This is a genomic window from Pseudomonas californiensis (assembly GCF_021147775.1).
GTDB classification, from domain to species: Bacteria; Pseudomonadota; Gammaproteobacteria; order Pseudomonadales; family Pseudomonadaceae; genus Aquipseudomonas; species Aquipseudomonas californiensis.
This window is the reverse complement of the sequence record NZ_JAGTPK010000016.1, coordinates 44,468-57,722: the sequence shown is the minus strand read 5'-3', so window position 1 is coordinate 57,722 and position 13,255 is coordinate 44,468. Positions and strand designations below refer to the sequence as shown.

Genomic DNA, 13,255 nt, shown 5'->3' with positions numbered 1-13,255 from the left:
ATGAAACAGATGTCGTTGTTTTCCGTTTAGCCTGTTCAGGCTTGAAGGCCCTTGTTTTGTTGGGTTTGGCGCCTTGGGGCAACTCTGTCCGGGTGATATTTTTTAGGCGTTATAAACCTGTTGATACGGACAGTTCATGGGTATTTAAATTCGAGAGTCTGTTAAGTGATGCGACAGGTTTGTTGGAGATTTGTTAAGGGTTTAATACGGTTTCATGTGAAATTTTTTGCGCATTATTGAAGGTTTGGTAATAAGGCGACTACCTTTGAAGTGTCTCCGTTTCTGTTTTTAAAAGAAGACAGCCCTTTTAAAACAATGATGTGTGATGGCCGATTCCGGGACGAAGCGTGTTCAATTTTCGTCGACAGTTAGCGTTCTCAGGGTTTTGCGTTTGTGCGCCGTTTCTGCACGTCGGGGCGACAGATTACTCAACCGGGGCTCCCGCATTCTTCGTGCGTGGTGTTATTTTGAGGGCGTTTCTGATCAAGCGATCAGCTATTTCCCACGAATGATCTGCAAAGGAATGCCCTCAGCAATGAATCTTTCACTCAAGCACCTGGCTGTAACCACCCTGGTGCTCGCCACTCTTTCCTCGTTCACCACCGCTGTGCAGGCCAATATCACGCCTCAGCAAAGTGCGGTCATCCTCAAGAACTTCAGCGACGCCTCGGTCACAGACTTCCGCCAGTTTCTGGATAGCCTCGCCAAGAGCGATATAGCCAAGGTGGACAACCTGGGCGTGACGATCAGCGCGTTTCTCGGCAACAAGACGCTGACCGCAGAACAGCAGAATGAAATCCACCGTCTGCTGGGTCTCTACACCCGAGTGAAGTACGGCAGCGCGGCGACCGAAACCCTGCGTGAGCTGGTGGCCATTCCAACGTTCAGCGTGGACGGCGTCGCCCAGCACGAGAATCCCGAATTCATCAAGATTGCCGACAAGATCAAAAGCCTTGCTCAGGCGTTCAACCTCAACTTCCGCAACGTCGATAACCGCGTCTATGAAGTCTCCCTTGAAGGGGCTGGCGACGAGGTCGTCGGCATTCATGCGCATGCCGACGTCGTGCCGGTCACTCCGGAGAACTGGGTGCTGCCGGACGGTACCAAACTTGATCCGTTCAAGGTCACACTGATCGGCGACCGCATGTATGGCCGAGGTACCGAGGATGACAAGAACGGTATCGTGGTTTCGCTCTACGCCATGAAAGTCATCAAGGAAGAAAAGCTGCCACTGGCGCGAAACTTCAAGCTGTTGATCGACACCACGGAGGAAACCTCCGGCGACGCTATCCCTTATTACTTCGAACGCAACCCTACGCCGAACTACAACCTGGCGCTCGACGGCGGCTACCCGGTGGTTATTGCCGAAAAAGGCTACGGCACGGTAATGGCCAACTTCGCGCGGCGCGCTGCCGAGGGCAACGGCGCGGAGATCACCTCGATGACCGGCGGCATGGCCACCAATCAGATCCCGTCGAAGTCGGTCGTCACTTTGGTGACCGACAAGCCCGAAGAACTGGTCGCCAGCCTGCAAAAAGCAGGCGCTGACTACGTCAAAGACCATGGCGGCAATTTTGAAGTGGCAGCCGCAGTCCAAGGCAAGGACGTCAAACTGACCGTTACCGGCGTATCCGCTCATTCGTCCGAGCCCGAGTCTGGCGTCAATCCGATTGCCAGAATGCTCGACTTCATCAACAGCCTGGACGGCAAGGTCGCGCTCAAGCACAACCACATCACCGACGCCGCGCGGTATCTGGCTGACAACTGGGGCCTGGATTACCTGGGAAGCAAGCTTGGCGTCGGTTTTGCCGACGACTTCATGGGCCCGCTGACCGCGTCCCCGACGTTCGTGGGCATGGACGACAAGACCTTCAAGCTGGCAGTCAACCTGCGCGTACCCAAGGGCAAGTCTCCGCAAGTCCTGAAAACTGAAATCGCCGGCAAGCTGACGGCCTGGAGCAAAAAGACCCAGATCACGCCAGCCTTCGATTACTCCATCGCCGAACCGATGTACCGCAACCCCGAAGGCGAGTGGGTCAAAGCGCTGCTTGCCGTGGCCACTGAAAACCTCGGTATGGAACACAAGTTCGGTACCTCTGCCGGCGCTACCTCGGTCCACGAACTGCCCAACGGTGTCCAGTTCGGACTGGCCCGTCCTGAGGCCAAATACACTGGCCACACTGACAATGAGTTCAAAACCACCGAGCAATTCCTGCTTGACCTGCAGATCGTGACCGAGATGATCGGCAGGATTGGACAATTGCCGAAGTTGTGAGAGGGCGCTTTCTTCAACGGATCGCACCCGCTGCCTTGACGAGGCGGCGGGCTTCTTATGGAACCGTTTTGCGTGTCTCGCCACAGAGAGAATTATCGTTTTATCGAGCGAGGAATTCTTTCATGCAGCCTGTCGAGGCAAAAGATCAGCTTCACCAGTGGTTGCGCCGGCGGGGTATTGATCCGCTGGAAGGCCTGCGCCATCAGGTAAAAACCAGAGAGGGCAGTGAATGCCTGCTCTGGTTGCCCGAGCAGGACACAGCGCTGTTTGTCTTCATTCAGATCACCACACTGACCATGCCGCAGGACAACGTCCTTTTGACCCTGTCGATGGCGCTCAACCTTGACCCCTCGCGCACCGGTGGCGCGGCGCTGGGTTACAACCCCGAATCGAATCAACTGTTGCTTCGCAGCGTTCACCCCATGGACGATCTGGACGACGAAGCGCTCGATCGCATCATGACCCGACTGAGCCAGTTGGCCGGCTCGCTGCAACGCTACCTCAAAGACTTTCGGTATCAGGAAAAGTCCGGCAGGGCGGTGCACAAGGAGCCTCGGGTGTTGCCGTCGCTGCAACGGACGCCACGAACCTTCATGACCTGATCAGGGGTTTGGTATGCAGATTCAGCACGCTAATGCATCAACCGGCGTGGCCGCTGCCACGTCGCAGGAACGTCCTTCTTCATCGGCCGGACTTGTTCAGGGCTCACCGGATACCTTTGCCCATTTTCATCCCCATACGTCAGGCGTTTTTGTTCCAGTGGAGGGGCATGAAGAGGTTTTTTTCGACGCGCATTCCTCGTTCTCGTCGGTCGAAAGCGTTGAGCAGCCCGGCCCTGAGGCTTTGAATGCTCAGCTTCACGCTCTGCAAAAGTTGTTGCCGGACTTGATGACGTCCATCGCTTCCTTGCGTGACAGCGTTGTGCAGTACGCTAAAACGAGCATCAAGCAGGCGGCGGACGGCAGCATGGGCAGCACCGCCAACATCGAAGCCAAGCGCAGGATTGCTCAGGAGCACGGCTGTCATTTGTCTCATCCGTTCAATCAGAACAAGTTTCTGTTCGAGAAAACCATCGACGACAGGCCGTTTGCTGCCGATTACAGTCGTGCTGGCGGCGAGGGGCACGCTTGCTTCGGCCTGGCCGTCAACTGGTGCCAAAGTCGCGCGAAGGACCAGCCGGATGAGCTGTTTTTCGAGAAGCTCGCAAACTACCGGGACGACGCCTTGCTGCCTCGGGTAATGGCTTTTCAGCATGTGGAGCAACAGGCGTATCCGGGCAAAATCGAAAACGCGAAACCCATGCTGCTGGGCACGCTACCCAAGCTGGGCATGACGCTGGACAAGGGCCGTGGCACTGCGCAGCATGGGCATTACGGGATCAAGCTGGCAGACCTTGAACGTGATTTGAAGACCCTGTCGCAGCCCGTGAAGGCCCGGACATTTTTGCTGTTGAGTGAATCACATGCCATGGCTCTGCATCAGGACAGCCAAGGCGGCATGCACTTTTTCGATCCGCTTTTCGGTGTGGTACAAGCTGACAACTGCGAAAAAATGAGCAGTTTTCTCGCGGATGTCTTCAAACGAGACACGCGTAGTCACTGGAAGGGCGCCGATCATCGCCTGCAAATAAGCGAAGTCGTACCGGGAGCAGACTTTCGTTTTCGGTGAAGACCCTGACTGTAAACCGTTTTACGGCTCGCCGAGCTGGCGAAGAATGGTCGTCAGCAGGCCGGGAAAACGGGTTTCCAGCTCTTCGCCACGCAGCGAGTTCATGTGCGTGGTGCCGACGTTCCGCGTGCGCACCAGCCCGGCATCGCGCAGCACTCGAAAGTGGTGTGAGGCGCTGGACTTGGGGCGATCGCCGCACAGCTCGCCGCACGATGCTTCCGCAACGCCTGCCAGATGGCGGACGATTTCCATCCGTACAGGGTCGCTCAACGCATAGAGCACGCGGTCGAGAGTGACGGCTTGGGGTTCTGGGTGTTTTAAGGTTCGCATGTGCCGCATCATATCGAGGGGTTTCATTCAGCGCTATATTTCGAATACTATCGAACAATCGTATTTTGTAGTTCTGGAGACTTTTCATGTCCGCGTTGTTCGAACCCTACACCCTCAAAGACGTCACCTTGCGTAATCGCATCGCCATTCCACCGATGTGCCAATACAAGGCGGATGACGGCCTGATCAACGATTGGCACCACGTGCATCTGGCGAGCATGGCGCGTGGCGGAGCAGGTCTGGTGGTCGTGGAAGCAACTGCTGTTGCGCCTGAAGGCCGAATCACACCAGGTTGTGCGGGTATCTGGAACGACCAGCAAGCCCAGGCATTCGTTCCTGTTGTCAAAGCGATCAAGGCTGCCGGATCGGTTCCGGGTATTCAGATCGCGCACGCTGGTCGCAAGGCGAGCGCCAATCGTCCGTGGGAAGGCGACGACCATATCGCTGAGTCCGATGCGCGCGGCTGGGAAACCATCGCCCCGTCCGCCATCGCATTCGGTGCCAACCTGCCCAAGGTGCCGCGCGAAATGACTCTGGACGACATCGCACGCGTTCAGCAGGACTTCGTCAATGCAGCACGCCGTGCTCTGGAAGCAGGCTTTGAGTGGATCGAGCTGCACTTTGCGCATGGTTACCTCGGTCAAAGCTTCTTCTCCGAGCACTCTAACCAGCGCACCGATGCCTACGGCGGCAGCTTTGACAACCGCAGCCGTTTCCTGCTGGAAACCCTCGCTGCCGTACGTGAAGTCTGGCCTGAGCACCTGCCGCTGACCGCGCGCTTCGGTGTGATCGAGTACGACGGGCGTGATGAGCAGACTCTTGGTGAATCCATCGAACTGGCGCGTCGCTTCAAGGCGGGCGGTCTTGATCTGCTGAGCGTCAGCGTCGGCTTCACTATCCCGGACACCAATATCCCGTGGGGCCCGGCCTTCATGGGACCTGTCGCCGAGCGCGTGCGCCGCGAAGCAGGTTTGCCGGTGACCTCTGCGTGGGGCTTCGGCACTCCGCAGTTGGCTGAAGAGTCGATCAAATCGGGCCATCTCGATCTGGTGTCCATCGGTCGCGCTCACCTTGCAGACCCGCACTGGCCTTACTTTGCCGCCAAGGAACTGGGCGTAGACAACGCCTCGTGGACCCTGCCAGCGCCTTACGCGCATTGGCTGGAACGGTATCGTTAAGACCGCCGGGTAAAGCAGCCTTGGTCTCGACGTCTGCAGTCGGGCCAGGGCAAGCAGCGTTGCTCGTAATACGTTCAGTGGCCGGAAGGAGCCGTGCCACTGGCGCTAATGTGCAGTAACACTTCAGTGTCCGGCTATTGGTCGGCTCTCCCTAAAGCTCTTGCCCTGTCGCGTCGATACAGAGGCCATACATCCCATCATGGATCGATGAAATGGCTATCTCCCTGAATCCTGTCAACATCCCTTCGCTGGTCAACCGCCTCACACCTTCTGACCAGATCCTCACCGCACAACCCATGAGCGACACTGCCAAACAGGCGCTGCTGAACGCCACGCCCGCTGCTGTCTATCATCCGAGCGATAAAGCACCGTCGACGTCGCTGTCCATGGACGAGGTCTATACCCTCATCGGTCGATCGCAAACGCCGGAATTCCTCAACCGGGTGAGTGTGCATAGCAGTGCAAAGGCGCAATTGAAGAACTCGTTCGAGGCGTTCCAGACGTCGTTGGCGAAACTGGCGCCCGATCTGGCGAGCAAGAAATTCGGCTTCACGGTAGAAGAGAACGGCAATTTGAAGGCGCTCAACAGTGCCGGACAGTTGAGCACCTCGGATGAGGAGCGCTTGAACAAGCTGTTGAATGACGACAACAGTCTGAAAGCGTCGGCGGTGGGCTACCGAGACTCCTCCATCGATCTGGTGGCAGCTGATACCGGCTGGAGCGGCAGTTCCATGGGGCGCTACAGTTTGACCAAGGAGAACTTCGCCGGCACGCTCGACCTCGCCGCGCTATTGATCCCCGTGACCAAAACACCGTCGCAGGAACAGTACGACGGCATGTTCTTCGTTCAGTTGACCAAAAAAGGCCAGCCTGCGACTGCGGCGACTGAAGAGATCATCATGAGCGCGCGTGCAGCGAAGCAGACGGCTGCCTCCGCTGGTTGATGGTGAGCAAGGCGACATGCGGACACGTACTGTGTCCGCATCGTAGAGCGCCTGCCCGTCTCATCCGCAAAGTCTGCTGAAGCAGGTGTGCGAAACGGATGTTTGTGCCAGGCAAGCTGCACTTTCAATCGTTTATGCATGGCTTCATGGTGGTGTAATAAATCCATGAAACGCCAGTACTCAACTATGACTGGCGACACGCCTGACGGGCTGCCTCTCGCCCTATGACTGAACCTTGACGGATGCCCAGACATGCCAGCCCCTCTGACCCCCGTAGAAAGCTCACCCGACCTGCCGACGGATGCTGACGTGGTCGTGATCGGCGGCGGTATCATCGGTTCGTTTACCGCTTATTACCTGGCCAGGCGCGGCATGAAAGTCGCCCTGGTTGAAAAAGGCCGCATCGGCGCTGAGCAATCTAGCCGAAACTGGGGCTGGTGCCGCCAGCAGAACCGCGATGAGCGTGAGCTGCCGATGGCCACCAAAAGCCTTGAGTTGTGGGATCAGTTCGGTGCCGAAACGGGCGAGGACACCGGCTTCAAACGCTGCGGGTTGCTCTACCTCAGCAACAACGAAAAGGAGTTGGCAGGTTGGGCGCGCTGGGGTGAGTTTGCGCGCACCGCCAATGTCGAAACCTACATGCTTACCACCCAGCAAGCCGCTGAACACGGCAGCGCAACTGGCAAACAGTGGAAAGGCGGGGTTTTCTCTCCCACCGATGGCACCGCAGACCCGTCGCGCGCCGCGCCGGCGGTCGCTCGCGCCATCATCGCGCTCGGCGGGACGGTACATCAGGGCTGCGCCGTGCGGGGTATCGAGACCGAAGGCGGCCGGTTGTCTGCAGTCGTGACCGAAAAAGGCACCATCCGCACCCGGCAGGCCGTGCTGGCGGCAGGCGCCTGGGCGTCGTCCTTCTGCCGCCAATACGGTATTCGCTTCCCTCAAGCCACCATCCGCCAGACTGCGCTCTCGATTGCTCCTCGCGATCACGAGATGCCAGCTGCGCTGCATACGCCTGATGTTTCCATGACGCGGCGCTCGGATGGCAGTTACACAGTGGCAATCAGCGGCAGGGGGGCGTCGACCTGACGCCCCAGTTACTCAGTTTCGCGCCACAATTTTTGCCGATGTTTCAGCGCCGCTGGCGCAACCTGGCGCCGGGTGGGTTTGAGGGTTTGCGCGCGGGCCATGAAAGCTGGAAGCGTTGGCGTCTGGATGAGCCGACTCCAATGGAACGGATGCGGATTCTCGACCCGAGCGCCGACCCAGCGGCGGTCAAACTCACCTACAAGCGTGCCGTTGACCTGATCCCGCTGCTGAAAGGCTCGACGGTCACGGCAGCCTGGGCAGGTTATGTAGACAGCACGCCCGACGGCGTCCCCGGCATTGGAGAAATGGCCAGCCTTCCAGGCTTGGTGCTGGCTGCCGGCTTCAGCGGCCACGGCTTCGGTATAGGCCCCGGCGCAGGCCACCTGATCGCCGACATCGTCAGCGGCGTCACGCCTATCGTCGACCCGAAACCGTATCACCCGGACCGTTTTCGGTCCTCGGCCTGGGGCAAGGTTGCGGATTTTTGAGGGGAGGTCACTTGGCGGGAGCATCATCCGTGCTCAAACCCAGTTCTCTGTTTATTCTTGCCTGCCTGAAGCCCTGAACTGTACAGCAGGGCTTTAACGCCCTTCTGTGCAGACCCCTTCGCCTGATGGCACTTGCTGCACGCTGTGCTGGCTCTGGAACCAGATCTATCGGCTTGCCACTAAGGCGTTATGACCTTCCGGGGAAGCACTATGATCAATCTCTCCAGCGTGGCGTCTTCATTGGCGCGCGCAGCTCTCAGCGATTCGCCAAAGCCCAAACTGGATCTGGTGTTGAACGTCGCGAGCCACATTGCTGGCAAGGTGGCCTTGCAGCTCAACCAGTCTTTACTGGAGCAAAAAGGCAATCTCACTGAGCGCCAGCAGAAAGGGCTGTCAGTAATCCTGGACGCGTTGAGCGGCAAGGAGCCGGTCATCAATGTCGAGACGTATGCTAGAGGCGGAGCGTTCAAGCTGGCGCGGGCCGCTTATGACGTAGCGAGCGTGGTCTGGGAGCGCGACACTAAAAGGCCGGAGGTGATGAGTTTTTTGAGCTTCATGGACCATACGGGCAAGTCGCTGTTTTCCCTCGGCAAGAAACTGGCCGATGCACTGGCCGCGCCTTTGGCTGAGCCACATAAGGACAACACCGTCGCGGCTAACCTGCGCAATGCTTTCTTTGCCAGCAAGCTGTACATGAGTAAGGTGATGCAGGATATCGCTGATCAAATACCTGAAGAGACACAGCCCTCCAGCGCTGGCAGCGCACCCCCTCCAGCCTCGCGCCCTGACAGCTCAGAGCGGCCACAACGCCAGGACGAGCGACCTCGCAGACCGTCCCGCACTCCTCCACCTCCGCCCAGAACAGAGTCTGGGGCCGGGCCCAAACGACCTTCAGCGCCGCGGCCTGAAGCCAAAACGGCCGCCGACGCTTCAGCCAAGGTGGGCGAAGACCGCCCCGCCAAGCCGGTCGTGAAACCGTTGTATCAACACCTGGGCCTTACTGACATGACCGCAGACATGAGCGCCATCAGAAAGGCTTACAGGGACAGCGCATTGAAGCACCATCCCGACAAGCATCCGGGCAACCAGGCAGAAGCGACTGAACGCTTCAAGAGCATCTCGAATGCTTACACGATCCTGTCCGATCCGGAAATGCGCAAGGCTTACGACAGCGGGCGCATCAACGAGCAGGGCGAGAACATCTGACCGGATACGCCGCGTCAGCCTTGTGCCTCTAAGGCAGGCTCCTTGAACATTCGGGACAAACACGCTGCCCGATCTGCTCAGTCCGCAGGGCGAACATGCCCGGGCGGATCGGGCGCTATCGCTCTTTAGCTCAGATCGTGCAGGTCGCGCTCCACGGGAGGCGTCAAAGACCACTCTGAAAACCTGACCTGCAGGCCTTTGCGCTGTGGCGTACAGCAGATGGGGCCGACCTGATAGCTTTGCGCCTCGGGGAAGGGCGCAAGCCTGAGCAAAGGCCAGCACACACCGTCGGATGAATACTGCAGGCGCAGCACGCCGTTCGCGACCGTCACCCGAAGCCAAAAGTCGCGAGGATCACCCGAAAAGTAACTGGGTGCCCAGTCCGACCGACCCTGAGTGAGGACACTGCTGAGCATTGCATGCCCGTCGTTGAACTCGATCCCTGCCTTGACCCAGGTCTGCTCATCGATCCGGACCATGATCCCAGCCTGGTCATAGAGCTCCCTGAAATCGGCATTCACTCTGATCTGGGCAGTAAACCCACCCACGCTGCTGAAACCGAGAAAATGACCGCTGTCTCGTATGAAGCCATAATGGGTTTCACGCCAGAAATCAGTCTGCTCGTCAGTCACCACCTCCAGCGAGTGGTCCGCCAGCACACGGCAACTACCGGGCTCATTGAGCCACCTTGCGCTGCTCCAGATCGAGTCTTGAAGATGCTGGTCATCTTCCATGGTGCATTCCTCCATTCAATGGTGTGCCACATCTGCCTGGCTCAGGTTAACTGGCTCTTTGAAGGCCAGCAGTGCGTGATTTGACCGTGAGTCCTCGAGTTTCGCTGCCTACGACCATGATTCAAGGCACTCCCGTCTGGGCTGGATCGCGACATCCGCAAAGCCACAGCCAACCCGACTTTAAGGCTCTCTCGGATTCATCCTAGGGATGGATTTCTGAAGGTTTTTCCAGATCTGCAAGAGGCGATTCGCTTGGGCTTGTGGTCACGGGATGAAGCAGGGGCCTAGGCGTGGAAATTAGTTAAGACCACCTCGGGAATTTTCCGTGAACACCTAGGCACGCGGGACTGTAAGCTATTCAGGAGGCGCGTAGCCCACTCTCTCAGGATCGTCCGCGATTCGGGTGATCGGGTTTTGCGCTACCTAACCAGTCGCATCCGCAGAGCCTATAAATTCGTGGGAAACAGGAGGAGCTGTATGGACCACAAACCACCAGAGAAGCCGCAGGAACCATCCCCGGTTCGTTTCATCCGCGAGAAGGACGAGCCCTTTACGCCGTTGCCAATTTTCGTTCGGACGAAGAGTTTAAGCGATCTCTTGGGCGCGAGATCCTTGGACTCTTTGGAGTCGACCATAGGACGGTCTTAGTGGAGAACCACCCAGAAACGCGAAAGCCGCGCAATGCGCGGCTTTCAAAGGTGGTGGGCCCACACGGACTCGAACCGTGGACCAAAGGATTATGAGTCCTCTGCTCTAACCAACTGAGCTATGGGCCCTCAGTAGGTCGCGGATTATAACGGCGGTTTCGCGGCTGTGCTATCCGAAAAGTCCGAAACCTTCATAAGAAGAAACCTCGTGCAGAATTCGTCGGGTGGGAGGGGCAGGCTGATGAGGTAGCCCTGCATCTGTTCGCAGCCTTCGGCAGCGAGGAATTGTTGTTGTTCGTGGTTCTCCACGCCTTCGGCGATGACGGTGAGTTGCATGCTGCGGCCCAGTGCGATGATGGCGCGCACGATAGCGGCGTCGTGGGAGTCTTCAGGCAGGCCGCGGACGAATGACTGGTCGATCTTGAGGATGTCCAGCGGCAGGCGCTTGAGGTAGCTCAGCGATGAGTAACCAGTACCGAAATCGTCGATGGCCAGTTGCACGCCGAGCTTTTTCAGTTTGTGCAGGACGGCCAGCGCTTCCTGGGTCTGGCTCATGATGAAGTTTTCAGTGATCTCCAGTTGCAGGCATTCGGGTTCCAGTCCGTGGTCTGCCAGCAGCTGTTCGATGCGGCTGACCAGGTGTGGTTGTCTGAGTTGGGCGCCTGCCAGGTTGACCGACAAGGTGCCGAAGGGTTTGTGGGTCTTGCGCCATTCGTGCATCTGGCGACAGGCCTGTTCAAGCACCCAATCGCCAATCTGCAGGATCATCCCGTTCTCTTCCGCCAGTGGGATGAAATGCTCGGGCGGTACTTCGCCAAATAGGGGATGGCTCCAGCGAATCAGCGCTTCGGCGCCAACCATGATGTTGCTCAACAGGCAGACCTTGGGCTGAAAAGACAGGCTCAGCTCGTTGCGGTCCAGCGCTCTGCGCAGTTCCTGTTCCAGGGCGATGCGTTCGCTGGCCTGCGCGGTCAGGTCGCGGGTGTAGCTTTCGACGCGGTTGCGACCTTTGGCTTTGGAGCGATACATGGCCGCGTCCGCGTTTTTGACCAATGTGGCGACGTCGGTGCCGTCATCGGGGAACAGGCTGCAGCCAATGCTGGCGCTCATGAAGAACTCGTGCTCGTCGGCCTGGAAGGGCGCGCTGAAGCAGGCAAGCAGTTTGTGGGCGATGGTCTGCGCATCGGCGGCTTGTAGCAAGCCTGGCAGCAGGACGATGAACTCATCACCGCCCAACCTTGCGACGGTATCAATGTCGCGCAGGTTCTCCTTGAGTCGATGGGCAATGCCTTTCAATAGCAGATCGCCGATCGGGTGACCCAGGCTGTCGTTGATGTGTTTGAAACGGTCCAGATCCAGAAACAGAACGGCCCCAAGGCTGCCCGATTCCTCGCTGTGCAACAGGGCAGTCTGCAGGCGGCTCTCGAAGAGGGTTCGGTTGGGGAGGCCGGTGAGCGGGTCGTGGTGAGCTTGATAGTCCAGGCGCGCCTGAGCCTGTTTGATTCTGGAGATATCGGCGAAGACGGCGACGAAGTGGGTGATGACGTGTTCTTTGTTGCGAACCGCGTTAATGGTCAGCCAGCTCGGGAACATTTCTCCATTTTTTCGGCGGTTGCAGATCTCGCCTTGCCAATGGCCCTCTGCTGTCAATTGATGCCACATGGCGGCGTAAAAGGCGCTGTCGTGCACGCCTGAGGCAAGCAGGCGCGGCGTCATGCCAGTAGCCTCGCTTTCGCTGTACCCGGTGATTTCACTGAACGCACGGTTCACGGCATTGATGCGCTGGTTTGTATCGGTGATGAGCACGCCTTCTGCTGTGCTTTCGAATACCGTCGCGGCCAGGTGCAGTTTCTCCTGCATCTGTTGGCGTTCGGTGATGTCACGGGAGATGGTCAGCAGGCATTTTTCACCGCCGATCTGCACGGAGTGCGAGGACAGCTCGCAGAGCCTGATTCTGCCGTCTGAGCCGCGAATCCTTGCCCGAAAGTCGTGGATAGACCCTTTTATTCTCATCTGTTTGACAAGCGACTTGCGCTCTCTCGGGTCGGCCCACAGGCCCAGATCAAGAGTGGAATGCTCCAGGCATCGTTGTTCGTCATAGCCTGTTATGCGACAGAACCCTTCGTTGACCTCAAGCATAAAACCATCTCGTTCACGGGTGATGGCCAACCCGTCAGGGGAGGCATGAAAAGCGCCAGCGAACTTCTCTTCAGACGCTCGCAACTGCTGCTGAGCCTCCTTGAGCGGGGTAATGTCCCGGACAACGATCAGCACGGTAGGCGTTGTGCTCAGGATGATCGGCTGCGCAGACATAAGGCCTGAGAAGGTCTGGCCGTCCTTACATCGAAACGGCAGCTCCAGGTTGCGGATATTGCCTTTTTGCAACTGCTCAAGAAGCGAAGGGCCTATGCCCGGCACTCCCCACAGGTCCAGCTGGGTCGGTGTTTTACCCATGACTTCTGCGACAGTGAGGCCGGTTTTCTCGACGAACGCGTCGTTGGCTTCGAGGATCTTGCCGTCGGCAAGGCTCGCGATCACCAGGATGTCCGGAGACTGGGCAAAAACTGAGGCGAACCGGTCTTCGGATTGTCGCAGTGCTTGCTCGGTTTGATTGCTGTCACTGATGTCGATCATTAATCCACGCATAAATGGCTCACGTCCGTGTTCGATCAGGATGACAAATCGTGAATCCAGCG

The 13,255-nt window shown here is 58.1% G+C and carries 9 protein-coding genes, 1 tRNA gene and 1 pseudogene; 7 read left to right on the top strand and 4 right to left on the bottom strand.

Annotated features, from left to right (window positions below; translation table 11 throughout):
- Positions 1–535: 535 nt before the first annotated feature.
- From KDX37_RS16915 to KDX37_RS16905, 3 genes are all read left to right on the top strand, one after another.
- Positions 536–2,275 carry a dipeptidase gene (locus KDX37_RS16915; RefSeq protein WP_231653856.1) on the top strand — a complete coding sequence of 580 codons (1,740 nt, stop codon included), beginning with the start codon at positions 536–538 and terminating at the stop codon, positions 2,273–2,275.
- Positions 2,276–2,397: 122 nt separating this feature from the next.
- Entirely contained in the window at positions 2,398–2,877 is a 480-nt protein-coding gene (locus KDX37_RS16910) for a CesT family type III secretion system chaperone (RefSeq protein WP_231653855.1), read from the top strand.
- Between the two features lie 13 nt (positions 2,878–2,890).
- Positions 2,891–3,943 carry a YopT-type cysteine protease domain-containing protein gene (locus KDX37_RS16905; RefSeq protein ID WP_231653854.1) on the top strand — a complete coding sequence of 351 codons (1,053 nt, stop codon included), beginning with the start codon at positions 2,891–2,893 and terminating at the stop codon, positions 3,941–3,943.
- Between the two features lie 21 nt (positions 3,944–3,964).
- On the opposite strand, the gene KDX37_RS16900 is transcribed toward KDX37_RS16905, so the two are convergent.
- Positions 3,965–4,282, bottom strand: a complete 318-nt coding sequence (locus KDX37_RS16900) for an ArsR/SmtB family transcription factor (protein ID WP_231653927.1) — start codon at positions 4,280–4,282, stop codon at positions 3,965–3,967.
- Positions 4,283–4,359: 77 nt separating this feature from the next.
- Here KDX37_RS16900 and KDX37_RS16895 point away from each other — a divergent pair, with 77 nt between their 5' ends.
- From KDX37_RS16895 to KDX37_RS16880, 4 genes and pseudogenes are all read left to right on the top strand, one after another.
- On the top strand, positions 4,360–5,451 hold the full coding sequence (locus tag KDX37_RS16895) for an NADH:flavin oxidoreductase/NADH oxidase (protein WP_231653853.1): 1,092 nt from the start codon (positions 4,360–4,362) through the stop codon (positions 5,449–5,451).
- 212 nt (positions 5,452–5,663) lie between these two features.
- On the top strand, positions 5,664–6,395 hold the full coding sequence (locus KDX37_RS16890) for a hypothetical protein (RefSeq protein ID WP_231653852.1): 732 nt from the start codon (positions 5,664–5,666) through the stop codon (positions 6,393–6,395).
- Between the two features lie 252 nt (positions 6,396–6,647).
- Positions 6,648–7,972: pseudogene (locus KDX37_RS16885) on the top strand (NAD(P)/FAD-dependent oxidoreductase).
- A gap of 210 nt (positions 7,973–8,182) precedes the next feature.
- Positions 8,183–9,178 carry a J domain-containing protein gene (locus tag KDX37_RS16880; protein ID WP_231653851.1) on the top strand — a complete coding sequence of 332 codons (996 nt, stop codon included), beginning with the start codon at positions 8,183–8,185 and terminating at the stop codon, positions 9,176–9,178.
- Positions 9,179–9,303: 125 nt separating this feature from the next.
- Here KDX37_RS16880 and KDX37_RS16875 read toward each other — a convergent pair whose 3' ends face one another.
- The 3 genes from KDX37_RS16875 to KDX37_RS16865 form a co-directional block, all read right to left on the bottom strand.
- Entirely contained in the window at positions 9,304–9,882 is a 579-nt protein-coding gene (locus tag KDX37_RS16875; RefSeq protein ID WP_406642626.1) for a DUF1349 domain-containing protein, read from the bottom strand.
- Between the two features lie 729 nt (positions 9,883–10,611).
- A tRNA-Ile gene (locus KDX37_RS16870) sits at positions 10,612–10,688 on the bottom strand.
- Between the two features lie 15 nt (positions 10,689–10,703).
- Complete coding sequence (locus KDX37_RS16865; protein WP_231653926.1) at positions 10,704–13,193, bottom strand: EAL domain-containing protein; 2,490 nt, start codon at positions 13,191–13,193, stop codon at positions 10,704–10,706.
- Positions 13,194–13,255: the final 62 nt, after the last annotated feature.